Origin of the sequence: Pseudomonas sp. PDM10 (genome assembly GCF_014852295.1) — a bacterium.
Taxonomy (GTDB): domain Bacteria; phylum Pseudomonadota; class Gammaproteobacteria; order Pseudomonadales; family Pseudomonadaceae; genus Aquipseudomonas.
In genome coordinates, this window is the sequence record NZ_JACVBJ010000003.1 from 1 (window position 1) to 21,207 (window position 21,207).

Annotated in this window: 25 protein-coding genes; 17 read left to right on the plus strand and 8 right to left on the minus strand. The window is 57.7% G+C overall.

What is annotated here, in order from left to right; all coding sequences use genetic code 11:
* Window positions 1-103: 103 nt before the first annotated feature.
* The gene (locus tag IB252_RS11075; RefSeq protein ID WP_111448090.1) at window positions 104-1,324 is read right to left on the minus strand and encodes a CaiB/BaiF CoA transferase family protein; all 1,221 of its coding nucleotides are present in this window, start codon (window positions 1,322-1,324) and stop codon (window positions 104-106) included.
* A gap of 13 nt (window positions 1,325-1,337) precedes the next feature.
* On the minus strand, window positions 1,338-2,519 hold the full coding sequence (locus IB252_RS11080) for an acyl-CoA dehydrogenase (RefSeq protein ID WP_008154475.1): 1,182 nt from the start codon (window positions 2,517-2,519) through the stop codon (window positions 1,338-1,340).
* A 157-nt stretch (window positions 2,520-2,676) separates the two neighbouring features.
* Between IB252_RS11080 and IB252_RS11085 the strand changes: the two genes are divergently transcribed.
* From IB252_RS11085 to IB252_RS11135, 11 genes are all read left to right on the plus strand, one after another.
* Window positions 2,677-3,576 (plus strand): LysR family transcriptional regulator, encoded by a 900-nt coding sequence (locus tag IB252_RS11085; protein WP_111448091.1) that lies wholly within the window; start codon window positions 2,677-2,679, stop codon window positions 3,574-3,576.
* A 435-nt stretch (window positions 3,577-4,011) separates the two neighbouring features.
* Entirely contained in the window at window positions 4,012-5,133 is a 1,122-nt protein-coding gene (locus tag IB252_RS11090) for a Re/Si-specific NAD(P)(+) transhydrogenase subunit alpha (RefSeq protein ID WP_008154472.1), read from the plus strand.
* A 15-nt stretch (window positions 5,134-5,148) separates the two neighbouring features.
* Entirely contained in the window at window positions 5,149-5,472 is a 324-nt protein-coding gene (locus tag IB252_RS11095; RefSeq protein WP_003187010.1) for an NAD(P) transhydrogenase subunit alpha, read from the plus strand.
* Window positions 5,472-6,908, plus strand: coding sequence for an NAD(P)(+) transhydrogenase (Re/Si-specific) subunit beta (locus IB252_RS11100; protein WP_111448092.1), 1,437 nt, complete (start codon window positions 5,472-5,474; stop codon window positions 6,906-6,908). Before IB252_RS11095 ends, IB252_RS11100 begins: the two co-directional genes overlap by 1 nt.
* 180 nt (window positions 6,909-7,088) lie before the next feature.
* Window positions 7,089-8,582, plus strand: coding sequence for an acetyl-CoA hydrolase/transferase family protein (locus IB252_RS11105; protein WP_192408640.1), 1,494 nt, complete (start codon window positions 7,089-7,091; stop codon window positions 8,580-8,582).
* Between the two features lie 319 nt (window positions 8,583-8,901).
* On the plus strand, window positions 8,902-9,117 hold the full coding sequence (locus IB252_RS11110) for a DUF1127 domain-containing protein (protein ID WP_111448093.1): 216 nt from the start codon (window positions 8,902-8,904) through the stop codon (window positions 9,115-9,117).
* Window positions 9,118-9,375: 258 nt separating this feature from the next.
* Window positions 9,376-9,585, plus strand: coding sequence for a DUF1127 domain-containing protein (locus IB252_RS11115; protein ID WP_192408642.1), 210 nt, complete (start codon window positions 9,376-9,378; stop codon window positions 9,583-9,585).
* A 143-nt stretch (window positions 9,586-9,728) separates the two neighbouring features.
* Window positions 9,729-10,046 (plus strand): DUF2388 domain-containing protein, encoded by a 318-nt coding sequence (locus IB252_RS11120; RefSeq protein WP_129439586.1) that lies wholly within the window; start codon window positions 9,729-9,731, stop codon window positions 10,044-10,046.
* 107 nt (window positions 10,047-10,153) lie between these two features.
* Window positions 10,154-10,471: a DUF2388 domain-containing protein gene (locus tag IB252_RS11125; RefSeq protein ID WP_111448096.1), complete on the plus strand. Its 318-nt coding sequence runs from the start codon at window positions 10,154-10,156 to the stop codon at window positions 10,469-10,471.
* Between the two features lie 27 nt (window positions 10,472-10,498).
* Window positions 10,499-10,819: a DUF2388 domain-containing protein gene (locus tag IB252_RS11130; RefSeq protein WP_008154459.1), complete on the plus strand. Its 321-nt coding sequence runs from the start codon at window positions 10,499-10,501 to the stop codon at window positions 10,817-10,819.
* Window positions 10,816-12,777: a DUF4105 domain-containing protein gene (locus IB252_RS11135; RefSeq protein ID WP_192408644.1), complete on the plus strand. Its 1,962-nt coding sequence runs from the start codon at window positions 10,816-10,818 to the stop codon at window positions 12,775-12,777. The genes IB252_RS11130 and IB252_RS11135 overlap by 4 nt, the downstream gene beginning before the upstream one ends.
* Window positions 12,778-12,911: 134 nt before the next feature.
* Here the strand turns inward: IB252_RS11135 and trpA are convergent, their stop codons facing one another.
* Window positions 12,912-13,724, minus strand: a complete 813-nt coding sequence (trpA, locus tag IB252_RS11140; protein ID WP_192408646.1) for a tryptophan synthase subunit alpha — start codon at window positions 13,722-13,724, stop codon at window positions 12,912-12,914.
* Entirely contained in the window at window positions 13,724-14,959 is a 1,236-nt protein-coding gene (trpB, locus tag IB252_RS11145) for a tryptophan synthase subunit beta (RefSeq protein ID WP_111448099.1), read from the minus strand. The genes trpA and trpB overlap by 1 nt, the downstream gene beginning before the upstream one ends.
* Before the next feature lie 125 nt (window positions 14,960-15,084).
* On the opposite strand from trpB, the gene IB252_RS11150 reads away from it, so the two are divergent.
* Window positions 15,085-15,978, plus strand: a complete 894-nt coding sequence (locus tag IB252_RS11150; RefSeq protein ID WP_192408648.1) for a LysR family transcriptional regulator — start codon at window positions 15,085-15,087, stop codon at window positions 15,976-15,978.
* On the opposite strand, the gene IB252_RS11155 is transcribed toward IB252_RS11150, so the two are convergent.
* The gene (locus tag IB252_RS11155; protein WP_008152522.1) at window positions 15,975-16,301 is read right to left on the minus strand and encodes a DUF883 family protein; all 327 of its coding nucleotides are present in this window, start codon (window positions 16,299-16,301) and stop codon (window positions 15,975-15,977) included. The two genes, IB252_RS11150 and IB252_RS11155, sit on opposite strands and share 4 nt — an antisense overlap.
* A gap of 154 nt (window positions 16,302-16,455) precedes the next feature.
* Here IB252_RS11155 and IB252_RS11160 point away from each other — a divergent pair, with 154 nt between their 5' ends.
* Together IB252_RS11160 and IB252_RS11165 are read left to right on the plus strand one after the other, a co-directional pair.
* Entirely contained in the window at window positions 16,456-16,671 is a 216-nt protein-coding gene (locus IB252_RS11160; protein ID WP_008027736.1) for a dodecin, read from the plus strand.
* Window positions 16,672-16,795: 124 nt separating this feature from the next.
* Window positions 16,796-17,020 carry a DUF1161 domain-containing protein gene (locus IB252_RS11165; RefSeq protein ID WP_192408650.1) on the plus strand — a complete coding sequence of 75 codons (225 nt, stop codon included), beginning with the start codon at window positions 16,796-16,798 and terminating at the stop codon, window positions 17,018-17,020.
* 64 nt (window positions 17,021-17,084) lie between these two features.
* Here the strand turns inward: IB252_RS11165 and IB252_RS11170 are convergent, their stop codons facing one another.
* On the minus strand, window positions 17,085-18,086 hold the full coding sequence (locus IB252_RS11170; protein ID WP_192408652.1) for an LLM class flavin-dependent oxidoreductase: 1,002 nt from the start codon (window positions 18,084-18,086) through the stop codon (window positions 17,085-17,087).
* Window positions 18,087-18,326: 240 nt separating this feature from the next.
* Here IB252_RS11170 and IB252_RS11175 point away from each other — a divergent pair, with 240 nt between their 5' ends.
* Window positions 18,327-18,758 (plus strand): OsmC family protein, encoded by a 432-nt coding sequence (locus IB252_RS11175; RefSeq protein WP_008152515.1) that lies wholly within the window; start codon window positions 18,327-18,329, stop codon window positions 18,756-18,758.
* Between the two features lie 155 nt (window positions 18,759-18,913).
* On the plus strand, window positions 18,914-19,147 hold the full coding sequence (locus IB252_RS11180; protein ID WP_111448103.1) for a DUF1161 domain-containing protein: 234 nt from the start codon (window positions 18,914-18,916) through the stop codon (window positions 19,145-19,147).
* Window positions 19,148-19,153: 6 nt separating this feature from the next.
* On the opposite strand, the gene IB252_RS11185 is transcribed toward IB252_RS11180, so the two are convergent.
* Both IB252_RS11185 and IB252_RS11190 read right to left on the minus strand, forming a co-directional pair.
* A complete protein-coding gene (locus IB252_RS11185; RefSeq protein ID WP_111448104.1) occupies window positions 19,154-19,576 on the minus strand; it encodes a hypothetical protein in 423 nt (140 codons plus the stop codon).
* 41 nt (window positions 19,577-19,617) lie between these two features.
* Entirely contained in the window at window positions 19,618-20,040 is a 423-nt protein-coding gene (locus IB252_RS11190) for a hypothetical protein (RefSeq protein ID WP_111448105.1), read from the minus strand.
* 59 nt (window positions 20,041-20,099) lie between these two features.
* Between IB252_RS11190 and IB252_RS11195 the strand changes: the two genes are divergently transcribed.
* Window positions 20,100-21,176 (plus strand): aminopeptidase, encoded by a 1,077-nt coding sequence (locus IB252_RS11195; protein ID WP_192408655.1) that lies wholly within the window; start codon window positions 20,100-20,102, stop codon window positions 21,174-21,176.
* Window positions 21,177-21,207: the final 31 nt, after the last annotated feature.

Genomic DNA, 21,207 nt, shown 5'->3' on the forward strand with positions numbered 1-21,207 from the left:
TTAATTACGCTTTTCTATCAAACACTTGCAGAGCGCCGGAAAACAGCCCGTTTCTTCTCTATATAGGAGAGTAAATCCACTCCCCTCTATATAGAAGAAAACCTCAGAGCACCCCGGCCTCTTTGAATGCAGCCACAACGCCGGCATCCAGACCCAACACCCGCTGCAAAACCTCCAGCGTATGCTCCCCTAATAGAGGAGGTGCGTTGCGATACTCCACAGGCGTTTCGGACAGGCGAATCGGACTAGCCACTTGCGGCACCATCCCGGCCAGCGCATGGGGCAGCTCGATCGCCAACCCGCGCGCCTTAACCTGAGGATCCGCAAACATCTGAGCCAGATCATTGATCGGCCCGCACGGCACACCTGCTTGCTCCAGCTGCAGCACCCACTCAGCAGTCGTCTTGAACACAGTCGCCTGGCGAATAAGCGGAATCAACACCGCACGATTCGCCACCCGCAACTTGTTGGTCGCAAAGCGTGGATCATCTGCCCACTGCGGCTGACCAGCCACTTCAGCAAACTTGCGAAACTGCCCGTCATTGCCAACGGTGAGGATGAAGTCTCCATCCGCCGTAGGAAAGTCCTGATAAGGCACGATATTCGGATGAGCATTACCCAGGCGCTTCGGAGCATTGCCCGTCGTCAGGTAATTCATTGCCTGGTTAGCCAGACATGCCACCTGAACATCCAGCAGCGCCATATCAATATGCTGACCGCCACCGTCATGATCCCGGTGCGCAAGCGCTGCAAGGATCGCCACAGTCGAATAGAGACCGGTCAAAATGTCCGTCAGCGCCACGCCGACTTTTACCGGCCCGGCACCTTCATCCCCTTCGGGTCGCCCCGTCAGACTCATCAGGCCGCCCAGTCCCTGGATCATGAAGTCATAACCCGCGCGCTTGGCGTAAGGGCCTGTCTGGCCAAACCCGGTAATCGAGCAATAGATCAGATTCGGATTGATCGCCTTTAGAGACTCATAGTCCAAACCATAGGCCGCCAGCCCGCCGACCTTGAAGTTCTCGATCAGGATGTCCGACTTCGCCGCCAGATCGCGCACCAGCTTTTGCCCTTCAGGCCGGGTGAAGTCGATAGTGACCGATTGCTTGTTGCGATTGGCCGACAAGTAATAGGCAGCCTCGCTAGTGTTCTCGCCATAAGCGTCTTTAAGGAAGGGAGGCCCCCAGGCGCGCGTGTCATCGCCATTACCCGGGCGCTCGACCTTGATCACTTCGGCGCCAAGGTCAGCAAGGATCTGTCCGGCCCACGGCCCAGCCAGAACCCGCGATAAATCCAGTACCCGTAGATGCGAAAGCGCGCCCATGGCCGTTCTCCTATTAATAGAACGCCTGGATGCCAGTCTGCGCACGACCGAGGATCAGCGCATGGACGTCGTGCGTACCTTCATAGGTATTCACCACTTCCAGGTTGACCAAGTGGCGAGCAACACCGAACTCATCGGAAATACCGTTACCACCCAGCATGTCGCGCGCCATGCGAGCAATGTCCAGGGACTTGCCGCAAGAGTTACGCTTCATCATCGAAGTGATCTCGACCGCCGCAGTACCCTCGTCCTTCATACGACCCAGACGCAGGCAGCCTTGCAGCGCCATGGTGATCTCGGTCTGCATGTCGGCCAGCTTCTTCTGGATCAGCTGAGTGGCGGCCAATGGGCGACCGAACTGCTTGCGATCCAAAGTGTACTGGCGAGCAGTATGCCAGCAGAACTCGGCAGCACCCAGCGCACCCCAGGAGATGCCATAGCGTGCGGAGTTGAGGCAGGTGAACGGACCTTTCAGACCGCGCACATCCGGGAAAATGTTTTCTTCAGGGACAAACACGTTGTCCATGACGATCTCGCCGGTGATGGATGCACGCAAGCCGACCTTGCCGTGAATCGCCGGAGCGCTCAGGCCTTTCCAGCCCTTCTCCAGAACGAAGCCACGGATGTCACCCGCATCGTCCTTGCCCCATACGACGAACACATCAGCGATCGGGCTGTTGGTGATCCACATCTTGCTGCCGGTCAGGCTGTAACCGCCTTCCACTTTGCGTGCGCGAGTAATCATCGCGCCTGGGTCGGAGCCGTGGTCAGGTTCGGTCAGACCAAAGCAACCGATCCATTCACCCGAGGCCAGTTTCGGCAGGTACTTTTGCTTCTGGGCTTCGGTACCGAATTCATTGATCGGCACCATGACCAGCGAGGACTGCACGCTCATCATCGAACGATAGCCGGAGTCGACGCGTTCGACTTCACGGGCGATCAGGCCGTAGCTGACGTAATTCAGACCGCTGCCACCATACTGCTCAGGGATAGTCGCGCCCAACAGACCTACTTCACCCATCTCGCGAAAAATCGCCGGGTCGGTCTTTTCATGGCGGAAAGCTTCGAGAACACGCGGCGCGAGCTTCTGTTGAGCGAATTGCTCAGCGGTGTCACGGATCATGCGTTCTTCTTCGGTGAGCTGTTGATCCAGCAGCAGGGGATCGATCCAGTTGAAGCTAGCTTTACCGCCCATGAGTGTGTCCTCTCGAATCGGGTCAAATAACGTGGGCTGATCCTAGGCCGGGTTCCGCGTTACGGCAAACGAGGATTTTGCATACTGTTGTGCTAATTTCTCACTCCGAAACATCGCAAAATAGCTTTTATGCGATGCATTAGTGAGGTTGACGTACATGCGCAGGAAAATCCCCAGCACAACGGCCCTGATCAGCTTTGAAGCGGCGGCTCGCCACGAAAGCTTTACCAAGGCGGCTCAGGAGCTTTCGCTCACTCAAGGCGCCATTTGCCGACAGATCGCCAGCCTTGAGGAGTTCCTCAGCGTAGAACTGTTCCGACGCTCGCGACGTGGGGTCAAGCTGACGGAGGCCGGTCTTTCCTACAGCCGCCGGGTGGCCACCCAACTCGATGCCGTTGAACGGGACACCTTGTCAGTGATGGGTCAGCAAGGTGCCAACGTGATCGAGCTGGCGGTGGTTCCAACCTTCGGCACTCAATGGCTGCTGCCAAGACTCAAGGATTTCCAGCAAAAACACCCGGAAGTGACGGTCAACCTCACCAACCGAACCCGCCCCTTCCTGTTTGCCGATACCGACTTCGACGCCGCGATCTATTTTGGCGACGCGGACTGGTCAGGTACCGAATCCCACAGGCTGATGGGCGAAAATCCGATGCCGGTGTGCAGCCCCAATCTCATGGGAAAAAAGACAACCCTGTCTCCCGGCGACATCGCCGAATTGCCCCTGCTGCAGCAGACCACCCGCCCTTATGCCTGGCGCCAGTGGTTCAACTCTCAAAACCTAAATATCCCGAGAGACATGACAGGGCCGCGCTACGAGCTATTCTCCATGCTTGCTCAAGCCGCCATGCACGACATGGGAATAGCGCTGATTCCGCCGTTCCTGATTCAACGCGAACTGGCCGAGAAGCGCCTGGTCATTGCCAACACACAGGCGCTATCAAGCATCAAGGCGTATTACTTGATGATTCCCGAGCGAAAAGTCGAATCTGCCTCTTTAAGGGCGTTTCGCGATTGGCTGGTCAATCAGGCACAGAGCTACAGCCTAGAAGGATAAAGGCTTTACGCCATTAACTGACCCAGTAGTCAGTAAAATCAAAGCACTACAGATATAAGTATTTGTCGCATATTCGAAGACTGTACCGACAAGCAGTACAAACGTCCCACAAGGGCCTGAAAACGTGGCCTTGAGCCTCTATTGCGGAGCAATAACGACTCATTCACCTGACCGATGCGTAAATTCTCCAATTTTTATAAAAATCCTTACAAGGCACGGCCTGCAAGGGATTGAACCGGTCAGTTGCGACATTCGGTCACGGGGTGACTTGTAGTTAATTTTCCGTCACCCGTCATAAACCCTTGAAGGGCACTAAGTTCGCCTGCAAAATGCCGCGCCCCGCCCTGATTTGGCGGGATCGTGCTGATCGGCCGCCCCAGCCGCACCATCCGAAGTGCCTGGGTTTACTCAATAAGATCACGCAGGAGATTTGACGTGCACATTGGTGTTCCTCTCGAAACCCAGACGGGTGAAACACGGGTTGCTGCAACCCCGGAAACCATCAAGAAGCTGATCGGCCAGGGGCATAAGGTCACTGTGCAAAGCGGCGCCGGCATTAACGCCAGTGTTGTCGACAGTGCCTATGAAGCGGCAGGCGCAATTATTGGCAGCGCCAACGATGCGTTTGGTGCCGAGCTGATTCTCAAGGTAGTCGCCCCCAGCGACAGCGAGCTGACGCTCATAAAGAGCGGCACCGTTGTGGTGGGCATGCTCAACCCGTTCAGCAATGAAACCATTGCCAAGCTGGCTGAGTGCGGCATTACCGCGTTTGCGCTGGAAGCCGCGCCGCGTACCTCCCGTGCTCAGAGCCTGGATGTGCTGTCCTCCCAAGCCAACATCGCCGGCTATAAAGCCGTGTTGCTGGCCGCTCACCACTATCCTCGCTTCATGCCGATGCTGATGACCGCTGCGGGTACCGTGAAAGCGGCGCGCGTGCTGATTCTCGGGGCTGGCGTGGCCGGTTTGCAGGCGATCGCTACGGCGAAACGTCTGGGTGCAGTGATCGAAGCGTCTGACGTACGTCCTGCGGTAAAAGAGCAGATCGAATCCCTCGGCGCCAAGTTCGTCGACGTGCCTTACGAGACCGATGAAGAGCGCGAATGCGCCGTTGGTGTCGGCGGTTACGCACGACCAATGCCCGCCAGCTGGATGCAACGTCAGGCCCTGGCCGTGCACGAGCGCGCCAAACAGGCTGACATTGTCATTACCACAGCACTGATCCCGGGCCGCAAGGCACCGACGCTGTTGAGCGCGGAAACCGTGGCGCAGATGAAGCCGGGCTCGGTGGTCATCGACCTCGCGGCAGCCCAGGGCGGCAACTGCCCGCTGACCGTGGCTGACCAGGTTGTGGTCGAGAATGGCGTGATCATTTGCGGCCCGACCAACCTGGCCGGCGCAGTCGCGGCAGACGCTTCGGCACTGTACGCACGCAACCTGCTGGACTTCCTGAAGCTGGTCTTCAACAAAGAAGGCCAGTTCGAGATCAACCTCGAAGACGACATCGTCGCCGCGTGCCTGATGTGCCGCGACGGCCAAGTCATCCGCAAAAACGCCTAAGCAGGGATTCAGACGATGGAAGAGCTTATCTCCCCCGGTATCTACAACCTGATCATCTTCGTGCTGGCGATTTATGTCGGTTATCACGTGGTCTGGAACGTTACACCTGCACTGCACACGCCTTTGATGGCGGTGACCAACGCGATCTCGGCGATCGTGATCGTTGGCGCCATGCTGGCCGCGGCATTGACCGTCACACCTCTGGGCAAAACCATGGGCACCCTGGCGGTAGCTCTGGCAGCGGTGAACGTATTTGGTGGCTTCCTGGTGACCCGCAGGATGCTTGAGATGTTCAAGAAAAAAGCCCCAAAAGCAGTAAAAGAAGAGGCGCCTAAGTAATGAGCATGAATCTTGTAACGACGCTCTACTTGATCGCGTCGATCTGCTTCATCCAGGCCCTGAAAGGCCTGTCGCACCCGACCACGTCGCGGCGCGGCAATGTGTACGGCATGCTCGGCATGGCGCTGGCGATCCTCACCACCGTGGGCCTCGTCTATAAGCTGGGCGCAGAGCTCGCGACTGCCGGGATCGGTTACGTCATCGTTGGCCTGCTGGTCGGCGGCACCGCCGGCTCGATCATGGCCAAGCGCGTTGAAATGACCAAAATGCCGGAACTGGTCGCCTTCATGCACAGCATGATCGGTATGGCCGCGGTGTTCATTGCCATCGCTGCTGTCGTTGAACCGCAATCGCTGGGCATCGTCAAGCAACTGGGTGATTCCATTCCTGCCGGTAACCGCCTGGAGCTGTTCCTCGGCGCGGCCATCGGTGCAATCACCTTCTCCGGTTCGGTAATCGCGTTCGGCAAGCTGTCGGGCAAGTACAAGTTCCGCCTGTTCCAGGGCGCACCCGTACAGTTCAGCGGTCAGCACAAGTTGAACCTGTTGCTGGGCCTGGCGACACTGGGCCTCGGCGTGACCTTCATGCTGACCGGCAACCTGAACGCCTTCGCGCTGATGCTGGCCCTGGCCTTCGTGCTGGGCGTGCTGATCATCATCCCGATCGGCGGCGCAGACATGCCAGTAGTTGTGTCGATGCTCAACAGCTACTCCGGCTGGGCAGCGGCGGGCATCGGCTTCTCGCTGAACAACTCGATGCTGATCATCGCCGGTTCGCTGGTGGGCTCAAGCGGTGCGATCCTCTCGTACATCATGTGCAAAGCGATGAACCGCTCCTTCTTTAATGTGCTGCTCGGCGGTTTCGGCAATACGGCGGACGCGGCCGGCCCTGCTGGCTCGAAAGAAGCCCGCCCGGTGAAATCCGGTTCGGCTGATGACGCGACTTTCCTGCTGACCAACGCCGACACCGTGATCATCGTTCCGGGCTACGGCCTGGCGGTAGCGCGGGCGCAGCACGCGCTGAAAGAGCTGACCGAGAAGCTGACCCATCGCGGCGTGACCGTGAAGTACGCGATCCACCCGGTCGCCGGTCGTATGCCTGGCCACATGAACGTATTGCTGGCCGAGGCCGAAGTGCCTTACGACCAGGTGTTCGAGATGGAAGACATCAACTCCGAGTTTGGCCAGGCCGATGTGGTGCTGGTGTTGGGCGCCAATGACGTGGTCAACCCGGCCGCGAAGAACGATCCGAAATCGCCAATTGCCGGCATGCCGATTCTCGAAGCGTTCAAGGCCAAGACCATCATCGTCAACAAGCGCTCGATGGCCAGCGGCTATGCCGGTCTGGACAACGAACTGTTCTACCTCGACAAAACCATGATGGTCTTCGGCGACGCCAAGAAAGTCATCGAAGACATGGTCAAAGCTGTCGAGTAAAACCTGCTCCAGCGCAATACCCAAAACCTCAGCCTTTAGTAGGCTGGGGTTTTTTATTGCCCGCCAAAAACCGACCAAAGGCTCTAAATCAGGGCTCTGCATTCGACCATGGTAGCGGGAGGATTTTTTTTGAAATCACTAGACTGCACTCCTTGCTTTCGTTGCCCGAGATAACAATCCATGTACCGTGACCGTATTCGCTTGCCTTCGTTGTTGGATAAAGTGATGTGCGCTGCTGACGCCGCCGCTCTGATTGAGGACGGCATGACCGTCGGCATGAGTGGTTTCACTCGCGCCGGCGAAGCCAAAGCCGTGCCCCACGCATTGGCCGAGCGCGCCAAAATCACCCCGCTGAAAATCACCCTGATGACCGGCGCGAGCCTGGGCAACGACCTTGATAAACAGCTCACCGAAGCTGGCGTATTGTCACGACGCATGCCCTTCCAGGTCGACAGCACCCTGCGCAAGGCTATTAATGCCGGCGAAGTGATGTTCATTGACCAGCATCTGTCGGAAACCGTGGAGTCGCTGCGCAATCAGCAACTCAAGCTGCCGGACATCGCGGTGATTGAAGCCGTGGCGATCACCGAGCAGGGCCATATCGTGCCGACCACGTCGGTGGGTAACTCGGCCAGCTTCGCGATTTTTGCCAAACAGGTGATCGTCGAGATCAACCTCGCGCACAACCCGAATCTCGAAGGTCTGCACGACATCTATATCCCGACCTATCGGCCGACCCGCACACCAATTCCGCTGGTAAAGGTCGACGATCGCATTGGCAGCACCGCCATCCCGATTCCGCCGGAAAAGATCGTCGCTATCGTGATCACCAATCAGTCTGACTCGCCGTCCACCGTGCTGCCGCCGGACGTTGATACCCAGGCCATTGCCGACCACCTGATCGACTTCTTCAAGCAGGAAGTGGCTGCGGGGCGCATGACCAACAAGCTCGGCCCGCTGCAGGCCGGGATCGGCAACATCGCCAACTCGGTGATGTGCGGTCTGATCGACTCGCCGTTCGAAGACCTGACGATGTACTCCGAAGTGCTTCAGGACTCGACCTTCGACCTGATCGACGCCGGCAAGCTGAGCTTTGCTTCGGGCAGTTCAATCACCTTGTCGAGCCGTCGCAATACCGATGTTTTCGGCAACCTTGAGCGCTACAAGGACAAACTGGTCCTGCGCCCACAAGAAATTTCCAACCACCCGGAAGTGGTGCGCCGGCTCGGCATCATCGGCATCAACACGGCGCTTGAGTTCGACTTGTACGGCAACGTCAACTCCACCCACATCTGCGGCACGCGGATGATGAATGGCATCGGCGGCTCGGGCGACTTTGCGCGCAACGCGCATTTGGCGATCTTCGTGACCAAGTCGATCGCCAAGGGCGGTGCGATTTCCAGTGTGGTGCCGATGGTCAGCCACGTTGATCACACTGAGCATGACGTCGACATCCTTGTCACCGAGATCGGTCTGGCGGACTTGCGGGGCCTGGCGCCGCGAGAGCGTGCTCGGGTCATCATCGATAACTGCGTGCACCCGGACTATCGCCAAGCCCTGGATGACTACTTCACAGCCGCCTGTGCTCTCGGCGGTCACACGCCGCATATCCTGCGCGATGCCCTGAGCTGGCACATCAACCTGGAAGAAACCGGGCGAATGCTCGCGGTGTAATTGGTACAGATGGCAGCTGACGCAAACACAGTTTCGTCAGCTTGCCGTTGCCAGATCAAATCCTGAATAAAACTGTACTGCTGTACCGGTCTTTTCCTACCGTAATTGCCTACCTTTCCGAGTCAATCAAGCAAAAACGCACGATATTGGTGCAGAGAAGTACAGTTGCCTCAATTTAGACCAGTACACCACCCTTTAACAGTTAACTGGTACCTCACAATACAGGTGAACTGTATCTAGAGAGACTGGCCAAACGAGAGGATCATTGGCATCAGTTAAACCACTACCTAATCCCGCCATAAGCGGAAGGATGTCAACCATGGAACGTACACTCAGTTCCGAGCTGTTTTTCGAAGACAACGCTGTAAAAACCCAGGCTTCCACGCCTTTTCGCGTTCTCGCCAACCTGATGCTGTGGCAGCGCCGCATCTCCAGCCGCCATCAACTGGCTCGTCTGGATTCGCGTCTGCTGGCTGACGCAGGGATTAGCGAAGCACAACGCTACGAAGAGCTGAGCAAGCCGTTCTGGCGCTAAGTTAGCGTCGCTGGCTCTGACCCACCGGGTCCACCGCCAGCACTCCAAATTGAAAAAACAAAGCCCGTCGTGGGAAACCACGACGGGCTTTGTCGTTTTGGACCCTAAACATGGGTCATACAGTAGAGACTCAGCGCAACAGGTACAGTTTTACTATTTACAAAACTGAGCCAGTACAATTTCAATGCAGTGTGTCTGTTGCGGCAGAGCGGACGGGATCACCATGAAATCCCGAACTGCCAGCAAAAGGACCGCGCCATGAATCATTTACTGGATGTTTCCGTTTCCACGCCTCAATCAACACCTCGTTTCCTTTGGTTTCGTAGATTGCTGAGGGGCGCTGCCAACAACCTGGAAAGGGCCCGAACCCGGCGTTTACTGGGCCAACTTGATGACCGGCAACTCTCGGACCTGAACATCAGCCACGCGGATCGTCTCAACGAAATGGATAAACCATTCTGGCGTTAACTTCCTGCTTGAACAGACGGGACTGTGCGAACCGATACTCATAGGCCTAATATCCAGATGAAACGTGGCGAACGCTGCATGATAGGCGTCTGACTCAACAGACACTGCGCCACCTCTCAATCGGTTTCCAAAGGAGTTTCACCATGTCCCGTCTTCGTCTGCTCAGCGCTGCAGCCCTGCTTGCCGTGGCCGCCAATTCCCACGCCACCAGCTTTATCGTAACCACCGATACCGTCGTCAACGCGCTCAAGGCCACGTCCGATGCGACCTCCGATGTCACTTCGTCCTTTCGTGATGACAAAATCGTACGCGCCGCCCGTGACGACGCCGCCAGCTTTGTGGCCAGTGAAGGCGCGATTCGCGGCGTGAAACTGGAAAGCGCACTCGACCATATTCGTCACCAGGCACCTCAGCTGAACGCGACTGACGCACAACTGGCGCAAGCCATACTGACTATCTAAGCGTCATCACTGACGTGGGACACGCCCGTCGTGTCCCAATGTTTCGGCGCTGGCTCTAGACCGGGCGTTGCGCTAGCCTTGCGACTTGCCTTCAGCTATCGAGTCTCATGCGTTTTCTTTCAAGTCTGCTGATCTCTCCGCTTTTCGTGGCAGCCTGCTGGGTGGGCTCGGTCCATGCCTATGACGCCTTCAATCTGTCTACACAAGGCATCGTGGCTACCGGCTACGCCACAAGCATGGTGACCTCCGCCCCCTTCGACCGTAAGCTGCTAGTCGCGGCACATGATGACGCTGCGGCGTTCATCGCCAGTGACGGCCAACTGCGAGGAGCACAATTGGAGTCCGCCCTGAATTATCTGCGCCGCACCCAGCCAAAACTTCATGCAAGCGACCTTGAACTGGCGCAGGCAATTCTCGTCCAATAGTTATCCTTGTTCTTGCGGAGTCGTTCCATGCGTAGCCCACTGATTGCTGCCACCCTAGGCCTGTTGTTGCTGGCCGATGTGGCCCAGGCGCAAACCCTGGTAGCCACCAGTAACATTCTCATCAACGCCACCCGGCGCACCCTTGATTTCACTTCCGATACCACGACGTCCATCCGTGACTCGAAGATCGTCCGTGAAGCTCATGACGATGCAGCCAGTTTCGTCGCCAGCGATGGCGATATTCGTGGCGCGCACCTGGAAGCGGCCTTCAACACGTTGCGCACCCGCGTACCGGAAGCCCGCGACGCCAGTGATCAGGTTCTCGCCGAAGCCATCCTCGCACTGTGAGGTCGCCAGGCGCCTGGCTGTTGGCCGGGGTCATGTTGCTGCTCGGCAACACGGCCCAGGCTGACTTGCAATTAAGGCTTAAAACCGAAGGCCTCAGCCCCGCTCAACAGCAGGCCAGTCAGGCGCTGCTCGATGAAGCCATGCAGGCGCTGCCACCGCGGTTCATCGAGCAGCTCGACCGACGCATCGACGTCGGCTGGACCGATGACATGCCGAGCAACGCTTACGGCCAGGCGTCGCTGGTGTCCGAGCTCGACCTGAACCGCAACCTGCTTGCCAGCCTCACTGACGGCAGCGCCGCGACCAAAAAGACTTATCGTCCCCATGGCACCGTGCGCCGCGAAATGCTTGCCACGGTGTTGCACGAGCTCACCCACATTTATGACCGCTCGCGCCTCTGGCCAGACGCGGAGCGCAGGCTGATTCAACGCTGCACCCGGCGCAACAGCAGTTCAGGGCTGGTTGGTATCCCGGATCAATGCCGCGGCCAGTCAGACCGACGCTTCACGCTCAGCGACGACCCGCACCTGCTCGACCTCGCCGGCTGGCCACAGTATGTCGGCCGTCGTGGCGAACGCGAACAGTACAACCGGCAAATTGCCCGCAGCCCGGACATTTACGAGACGAGCAGCCCCAAAGAATTCGTCGCGGTCAACATGGAATATTTCCTTCTCGACCCCTCCTATGCCTGTCGCCGTCCTGCGTTGTACCGCTACTACAAAGAACATTTCGGCTGGGCGCCCGCCGCTAAAGACACCTGCGGCAAAACCTTCTCCTTCCTCAATGCTGGCAATGATTTCGCCAAAACACCACTGGGCCAGGTCGATCCGGAACGGGTCTACGCCGTCGACTATCTGCTGGCAGAAGCCAACCAGAACTGGGTCAGCCGCTGGGGTCACAGCATGTTGCGGCTGGTGATCTGCGCACCCGGCCGCCCCCGCGGGCCGGATTGTCGACTGGACCTGGATCAGCACCTGGTGTTGTCCTACCGCGCCTTCGTCGGTGACGTACAGCTGTCGAGCTGGGACGGATTGGTGGGCAAATATCCATCACGCCTGTTTGTCCTGCCGCTGGCCCAGGTAATCGACGAATACACCAAGACCGAACTGCGCAGCCTGGCCTCGGTGCCGCTGAACTTGTCGCGCAGCGAGATCGAAGACGTGGTGGAACATGCCGCCGAAATGCACTGGAGTTACGACGGCAACTACTTCTTCCTGTCCAATAACTGCGCTGTAGAGGGCCTGAAGTTACTGCGTAGCAGCACCAACAATACAAAACTGGTCGGGTTGGACAGCATCATGCCCAACGGTTTGCTGGAAGTGCTCAAGGGCCGCGGACTGGCGGACACCAGCGTGCTGGATGATCCCCGCGAAGCGCTTCGCCTGGGGTATCGTTTCGACTCCTTCCGCGATCGTTATCAAGCGATGTTCGAAGTGCTGAAGAAGCACTTGCCGATCAAGCAGGAAAAGGTCGAAGACTGGCTCGCATTGAAAGCTGAAGAGCGTCGGCAATGGATCGATCAAGCCGATTTGCGCACCAGCGCAGCCTTGCTGTTATTGGAGCAAGCAGCCTTCCGCCAACAATTGGTGCTGGCCCAGGACGAAGTAAAGCAGCGCTATCTGGGCGCCCGGGAATTGAAGAACGGCAGCATGGACAAGGCCAACGCAACTTTGCAGCAAATTCTTGCCAACAGCGGCTTCCTCAGCCGTCCGGCGGAGCTGCTCGGCACCGGTGGTTATGGATTGCCGCAGCCGAGTGAGTGGCAGCGCCTGGAATCGGAAAGCAGCCTGCGGCAGAAACAGCTTCAGGCACTGACAGGCGATCTGGACAAAGAGGTGAGAGCGCTGCTCGAACCGAGTCGTGCGGCTGAGATAGCCGCCAATGAAGCCAACGTGAAACAGGTGGGCGAGCATCTGAGAAAGCTGCACAAAGCGTCGGGTGGATTGGAGCTGCCCTGATAGAAACTCCGCAGGACTTGTAGCAGCTGGCGCAGCCAGCAAAAAGGGCTTCAGAACGTAGTCCTGAAGCCCTCGGTCTTGCTGTTTAGTCTGTACCGCGAGGCTCTAATTCCTCTGTATCAGGAACTTTACCTTCAGCTGACGCGGGCTTTACGCACACCGTCTGCCAGCGCCGAGCAAAGGCTCAACACGCCATCAACTGCCTGATTCGGCGTCGACGCATTGGCGATGTGATCGATCAACGCCGACCCCACCACCACGCCATCAGCCAGACGCGCGATGGACGCCGCTTGCTCCGGTGTACGAATGCCGAAACCGATGCTGATCGGCAAATCGGTGTGGCGGCGCAGACGCGCAACCGCTTCTTCAACGTGTTCCAGCGTCGCCGCGCCCGCACCGGTCACACCGGCGACAGACACGTAATAGACGAAGCCCGAGCTGCCGTTCAGGACGGTCGGCAGGCGCACATCATCGGTCGTCGGGGTGGTCAGACGGATGAAGTCCAGACCGGCAGCCTGGGCCGGGTCGCACAGTTCGCCATTATGCTCGGGCGGCAGGTCGACCACGATCAAGCCGTCAACGCCGGCTTCTTTGGCGTCAGCAATGAAACGCGGCACGCCATACATGTGAATCGGGTTGAAGTAACCCATCAGCACCAGCGGCGTCTCGGTATTGCCTTCACGGAACTCGCGAACCATTTGCAGGGTTTTCGCCAGGTTCTGCTTGGCGCCGAGGGCGCGGATGTTGGCCAACTGGATTGCCGGGCCATCGGCCATTGGATCGGTGAAGGGCATGCCCAACTCGATCACGTCGGCACCCGCACCGGGCAAGCCTTTGAGAATCGCCAGCGAGGTGTCATAGCTCGGGTCGCCAGCGGTCACGAAGGTCACCAGGGCGGCACGATTCTGTTCCTTGAGTTCGGCAAAACGCGTTTGCAGGCGGCTCATCAGTGTTTCTCCTGCTTCGATTGCTCTTGTTGAGAGTGTTCCATGTGGTGCATCACGGTTTGCATGTCTTTGTCGCCACGACCGGACAGGTTGACCACCATCAGGTGATCTTTTGGCAGGGTCGGTGCGCGCTTGAACACTTCGGCCAGGGCATGGGCGCTTTCCAGTGCAGGAATAATCCCTTCCAGGCGGCAGCATTTGTGGAATGCGTCGAGGGCTTCGTCGTCGGTTACCGAGGTGTATTGAACGCGACCGATGTCATGCAACCAGGCGTGTTCCGGGCCGATGCCTGGATAGTCGAGGCCGGCAGAGATCGAGTGAGCGTCGATGATCTGGCCATCGTCATCCTGCAGCAGGAAGGTACGGTTGCCGTGCAGTACGCCCGGTACGCCGCCGTTCAGGCTGGCCGCGTGTTTACCGGTTTCGATGCCGTAACCTGCCGCTTCAACGCCGATAATCTCGACACTCTTGTCGTCGAGGAACGGGTGAAACAGGCCCATGGCGTTGGAACCACCACCGATGCACGCCACCAGGCTGTCCGGCAGACGGCCTTCCTGGTCTTGCAATTGAGTACGGGTTTCTTTGCCGATAACGGACTGGAAGTCACGAACCATCGCCGGATAAGGGTGCGGGCCGGCCACAGTGCCGATCAGGTAGAAGGTGCTGTCGACGTTGGTCACCCAGTCACGCAGGGCTTCGTTCATCGCGTCTTTCAGGGTGCCGGTACCGGCCACGACCGGGATCACTTCGGCGCCCAGCAGCTTCATGCGAAATACGTTGGCCTGCTGACGTTCGATGTCAGTGGTGCCCATGTAGATCACGCAATCAAGGCCGAAACGTGCAGCCACGGTGGCGGTCGCCACGCCGTGCATGCCAGCGCCGGTCTCGGCGATGATGCGTTTCTTGCCCATGCGTCGCGCCAGCAGGATCTGGCCGATGCAGTTATTGATCTTGTGCGCGCCGGTGTGGTTCAGCTCTTCGCGCTTGAGGTAAATCTTCGCGCCGCCGCAGAACTCTGTCAGACGTTCGGCAAAATACAGTGGGCTTGGACGACCCACGTAGTCGCGCTGGAAGTAGGCCAATTCTTCTTTGAATGCAGGATCATCCTTGGCCAATTCGTATTCACGGGCCAGATCGAGGATCAACGGCATCAGGGTTTCGGCGACGTAACGGCCACCGAACGCGCCAAACAGGCCGTTGGCGTCGGGGCCGTTGCGCAGATTAGTCTGGGTCATGGGTCGCTCCAGTTGAATGCGTGGAATGAGGCTTTTGAAGAGAGAGTGGGCTAACTCTACCCCTGACGCCGCAGCCTGAAAACCGATAAGATCGCCACAACCTGTCAGGAAAACTCACAGATATCATGAGCCATGACCTTCCCCCGTTGAACGCCCTTCGGGCCTTCGAAGCGACTGCCCGCCTGAACAGCGTCAGCAAGGCCGCCGAACTGCTGCACGTCACCCATGGTGCGGTCAGCCGGCAACTCAAGGTGCTTGAAGAACACTTGGGCGTAAGCCTGTTCATCAAGGACGGACGCGGCCTTAAACTCACAGATGCAGGCATTCGTTTGCGCGATGCCAGCGGGGAGGCGTTCGAGCGTTTACGGACTGTTTGTGCAGAGCTGACCCAAAGCACCGCCGATGCACCGTTCGTACTGGGTTGCTCGGGCAGCTTGTTGGCACGCTGGTTTATTCCGAGGTTGGGACGATTGAACACCGACCTGCCGGACCTGCGCCTGCACCTGTCGGCTGGCGAGGGTGATCTTGATCCACGTCGCCCGGGACTGGACGCCTTGCTGGTGTTTGCCGAGCCACCGTGGCCAGCGGACATGCAAGTCTATGAGTTGGCGAGCGAACGGATCGGCCCGGTCATGAGCCCACGATTCGCCGGCTACGAACGTCTGCAAAACGCACCAGCCGCAGCGCTGCTGAGCGAGCCATTGCTGCACACCACCTCACGCCCGCAGGCCTGGCCAAGCTGGGCACAGCAAAGTGACCTCGACGCCAAAGCATTGAAGTACGGACAGGGTTTCGAGCATTTGTATTATTTGCTGGAGGCCGCAGTGGCCGGCCTGGGTGTGGCGATTGCGCCCGAACCGCTGGTGGCCGAGGACTTGAAGGCTGGTCGCCTGGTTGCGCCTTGGGGCTTCAGTGAAACCCCGGCGCAACTGGCGTTGTGGCTACCCAAGCGCGCCGCGGACGGGCGCGCTCGGCAACTGGCGCAGTGGCTCAAAAACGAGCTGCGCCAGACGGATTAGTCACCGCGTTTGAACAGCAGATAAGCCGCGAGCAGACCCAATGCACCGACAGCCACACCCGCTGTCGTCCAAGGGTGTTCCTGGGCGTAGTCCCGCGTGGCAATCCCGGTTTCACGGGTTTTGACTTTGACTTCTTCATACGCATCGCTGAGCAGGTGGCGCGAATGCTTCAGCGCGTTCTCGGCGTTGCTTTTCAAGGCTTTAAGGGTTTTACGCGACTCGTCCGAGGCGTCGTCCTTCAGGTTTTCCAAAGACTTCAGCAGACTCTCGATTTCGGCTTCCATGCTTTGCAATGAGGCTTTACGTAAAGAGGTGTTGGCCATGGTGGCTCTCCTGCATTGATTGAGTTGCGTGTGTTGGTTGGGACTTCAGGGGTTCGAGAAAGTGCAGTAAATCTGAACGTCCACTTCGGATTGGCGACAGAAGTAATACGAAAAATCACTGCTAGGCTGTATTTCACACCCTGAGGAGAACGCCATGACTGACCATCACACCTACAAGAAAGTCGAACTCGTCGGTTCGTCCACCAGCAGCATTGAAGACGCCATCAATAATGCACTGGCCGAGGCCAGCAAAAGCCTCAAATATATGGAATGGTTTGAAGTGACCGAAACCCGCGGGCACATCAAGGACGGTAAGGCAGCGCACTTTCAGGTGACGCTCAAAGTCGGGTTCCGGATTGCCAGTAGCTGAGTTTAAGCTAATCTTCTGAGCCTGCGCGCTGGCCGAGCGCCATAGGGAATGGCAAAGCGCTACATATTTACATCCGGCTGATTGCTGGGTGCCCCCTATTGATCCGACCAGGGAATGCGACCCGATGAAGCATTTTATTTTAGCGGTAGGTTTGTTGATTTTTGCGGGAACAGCCCTGGCTCAGGGCAAGTCGTGCGAAGAGTTGAAAGCCGAAATCACAGCGAAACTTGATGCCAAGGGCATTGCTAATTATTCACTGGAAATCGTTGATAAAGGCACTGCTGCCGGTGGGAAAGTCGTCGGCACCTGTGAAAAAGGCTCCAAGCAAATCGTCTACAAGCAGGGCTGATCTCCCTCGAAAATGAAAAAACCGACGCAATGACGTCGGCTTTTTTGGGCTCGCGGTTTGAGCGTCAGCCCTTCATGACCTGGGCCAACAGCTCATAGGAGTGCACGCGATCGGTATGTTCGTACAGGTCGCAGGTAAAAATCAGCTCGTCTGCCTGGGTCTGCTCGATCAGCACTTCCAGTTTGGCGCGGATTTTCTGCGCACTGCCAACCATCGCCAGGCCAAGGAAATCGCCGACGGCTTCTTTTTCATGAGGCAGCCACAGGCCGTCCATGGTTTTTACCGGTGGACGTTGCACCAGGCTCTGGCCACGCATCAACGCCAGGATGCGCTGATAGACCGAGGTCGCCAGATAATCGGCCTGCTCGTCGGTGTCGGCAGCCACCAACGGCACACCGAGCATCACGTAGGGCTTATCCAAAACCGCTGAAGGCTTGAAGTGATTGCGGTAGACGCGAATGGCCTCATGCATGAAGCGCGGTGCGAAATGTGAAGCGAAGGCGTAGGGCAATCCGCGTTCACCCGCCAGTTGTGCACTGAACAAGCTGGAGCCCAGCAGCCAGACCGGGACATTGGTGCCGGTGCCTGGCATTGCGATGATCCGTTGGTCCGGGGTGCGCGGGCCGAGGTAGCGCATCAGTTCCGCCACGTCTTCCGGGAAATCGTCGGCGCTTGCGGAGCGTTCACGACGCAAGGCGCGGGCGGTCATCTGATCGGAACCGGGGGCACGGCCCAGGCCCAGGTCGATCCGGCCCGGGTACAGACTTTCGAGCGTGCCGAACTGCTCGGCGATCACCAGCGGCGCGTGGTTTGGCAGCATCACTCCGCCCGAGCCAACACGAATAGTCGAGGTGCCGCCCGCCAGGTAGCCAAGCAGTACCGAAGTCGCCGAACTGGCAATGCCGTCCATGTTGTGGTGTTCGGCAACCCAGAAACGGTTGTAGCCGAATTTTTCGACGTGCTGCGCCAGGTCCAGGGAATTGCGCAGCGACTGGGCCGCGCTGCCGTTCTCCCGCACGGGCACCAGATCGAGGGTCGAGAACTTGATATCGGACAGTCGTTTCATAAGCCTGCTTCTCCAATTGAGGGCGCAGGTTTTTCTTACAAACGAAAACCTGCCGAATCTATAAGCGTGATTCATGCAATGAGGGCATATACCCGAGTTTCAATAGCAGGGGCAAAATTCCTACCTGATTTGAAGAAAGATCAGATGAGGTGAACTTTGCGGCGCGGTCTATCCTCAGAACCCTAGCAACCGAAAACCACAAAGGCGCGACGCTTCGCGCCGGATCTTGAGGAGGCATTCATGGCTATCACAAAGAAAGCATCGGCTCATTGGGAAGGTGATCTGAAAACCGGCATCGGCTCGATTTCCACGGAAACCGGTGTCCTCAGAGAAGCGCCCTACGGCTTCAAGGCTCGCTTCGAGGGCGGCAAGGGCACCAATCCGGAAGAGTTGATCGGCGCAGCGCACGCGGGCTGCTTCTCCATGGCGTTTTCGATGATTCTCGGCGATGCCGGTCTCAAGGCTGACAGCATCGATACCAATGCCGAAGTCACCCTGGACCAGGTGGACGGCGGATTCGCGATCACAGCAGTGAAACTGATCCTCAAAGCGAAGATTCCTGGGGCGACTCAGGCTCAATTTGAGGAACTGAGCAATAAAGCCAAAGAAGGCTGCCCGGTTTCCAAAGTGCTGAATGCGAAAATCAGTCTGGATGCAACATTGGTCAGCTGATAGCGGGTTATCGCAATCCCCGATAAAAGATCGCAGCCTCAGCGGGCTGCGATCTTTTTTGCCCTGAAACAAACAGGGCTAGCGAAATTGTGGTCGAATAAATGACAGCAGCTAACGCACATTACTCTGCACGCTGCCTCAAAGGAGCTTCAACCATGAAACGTTTTGCCTTGGCGGTTATCTGTTGCGCGCTGGCCACATCGGCCCTGGCGGCAACGAAATCCTGTGAAGAACTCAAGGCCGAGATTGAAGCCAAGATCCAGGCCAATAACGTCTCGTCCTACACGCTGGAAATCGTCACCAACGACGAAGTACACGACCAGAACATGGTCGTCGGTTCGTGCGAAGGCGGCACGAAGAAAATCATCTACCAGAAGAACGACCGCTGATTCACCTCACATGAGGCAATAGGACTCTCGATCTTCAGCGACAATCTCCCGCTTGGCGTTGTACAACCGGGCGCCAGGGGTGAACGCTATCGAACGACCTTCCAGCACATAACGCTGGCCGGCTTCGAAATGATCATAATTGATGGTCAGGTAGCACAAGCGTTCTGTGGGGGTGTTCATCATGCCCAAGCCACCACCACCGGGCACTTCAAAGTCGAATCGAACAATCAGCTCATGGCTACCGGGGGTGACCTGGAAAAAACGCCCGTCGCGCAACCGCTGATTGTCCAGGCGTTCGGCCATCAGCAATTTATCGTTAGGGAATGGCGTAGAAAACTCGACCCAGGCCATCTGCGGATTAACCGCTGGCAACGGGCTCTGACAGCCAGCAACGATGCTTGCAGCAAGTAATAGCGTGAACCTGCGCATGATGATTTTCTCAAGGACTCGTCCTTTTAGAATAACGCCGATCAGGTGCGTTGGCAGCCTGCCGGTACGCCCTGGCCAATCACTTTTCGCTGCTGATCATAAAGTTTTGCCCACGGCCGAAAGCCGATATTTCCTGCTTTCAGCTGATACCGCTCGCCGGCGTTGAAGTCGTTGAATTTCACGTTTAGCTGGCAGTCACGCCATAGCGGCTCGGCGTCTGGTCCGATGTTGGTGGGTGCGACCGGGAATTGGTAACGGACCGTCAACTGATGGCTACCCGGCTGAACCTCGAAATAGCGCTTGTCGGTGGCGGCCTTGTCATCGACTTCCAGCGCTTGCAGCGCCGTGTCTTCCTGCTTCGAATCCAGGTCGATCCACGCTTGAGCCGGATCATGGGGGGGTAATCCGAATCCAGCACAACCTGTCAGCATCAACAGGCTTCCTGTCAGCATCAACGTGCGCATAGCGGAGCTCCAGTCAGGCGGGATAGTCTTGCGGGCAGACTCTCCAAGGATGATTCATTTTGATCAGGCCGCTTCCAAGCCTTGGGTTACTTGATCGCGTTTTACGCATTTTGTTTCCGGGTTTGCTGTTTTTGTTTCTCAACGGTTGCGCCAGCGTCAGCTATTACGGCCAATTGGCCAGTGGTCAGCTGCAATTGCTGCGGGCACGCGAACCGATTTCCACAGTGATTGCCGATCCCGGTCGCGATCAACTATTGCGTGCGCACCTGATTCAATCGCAAAAGGCTCGCACGTTCGCCAGCCAACAGCTGCATCTGCCGGATAATCAGAGTTACCGTTTGTACGCCGACATTGGCCGGCCGTTCGTAGTCTGGAACGTGTTTGCCACGCCGGAATTTTCCCTGACACCACAGAACCATTGCTTCCCGATCGCCGGTTGCGTCGCCTATCGCGGTTATTACAGTCAGAGCGCGGCCCGCGGTGAAGCTGCGTTGCAACGATTACAAGGTATGGACGTGTCGATCGGTGGCGTCGAGGCTTATTCGACGCTCGGCTGGTTCAACGATCCGATTATCAGTTCGATGATGGCCTGGGGTGACGAACGATTGGCCACGCTGATCTTCCATGAGCTGGCGCATCAACGCTTTTATGTGAAGGACGACACCGAGTTCAATGAGTCTTTCGCCACCTTCGTCGAACAGGAGGGCACCCGCCAATGGCGTGCATTCCGTGGCTTGGCACCGGACAGCGGCGCGCAGGTGCAGCAACGGGACCAGTTCATTCAATTGGTTCTGGATACCCGCACGCGACTCGAACGGCTGTACACCCTGCCCCTGCCCGCCGACCAGATGCGCCAGCGCAAAGCCGACGAGTTCGAACGATTGCGCGGTGAATACCGCCAGCTGCGCGACAGCCGATGGGCCGGGGACAAACGCTATGACGCGTGGATCAATGCGCCGATGAACAATGCCCGGCTGTTGCCATTTGGGTTGTACGACCAATGGGTGCCGGCGTTTGCGGCGTTGTTCAGACAAGAGGCTGGGGATTGGGTGAAGTTTTATGCGGCAGTCGAGAAGCTTGGTGCGTTGCCGGCGGGTGAGCGCAAGGTGGCGTTGAAGGCTTTGGCGGGATCATAAAGTTTCAGTGGCTGAACGAGCCCCTTCGCGG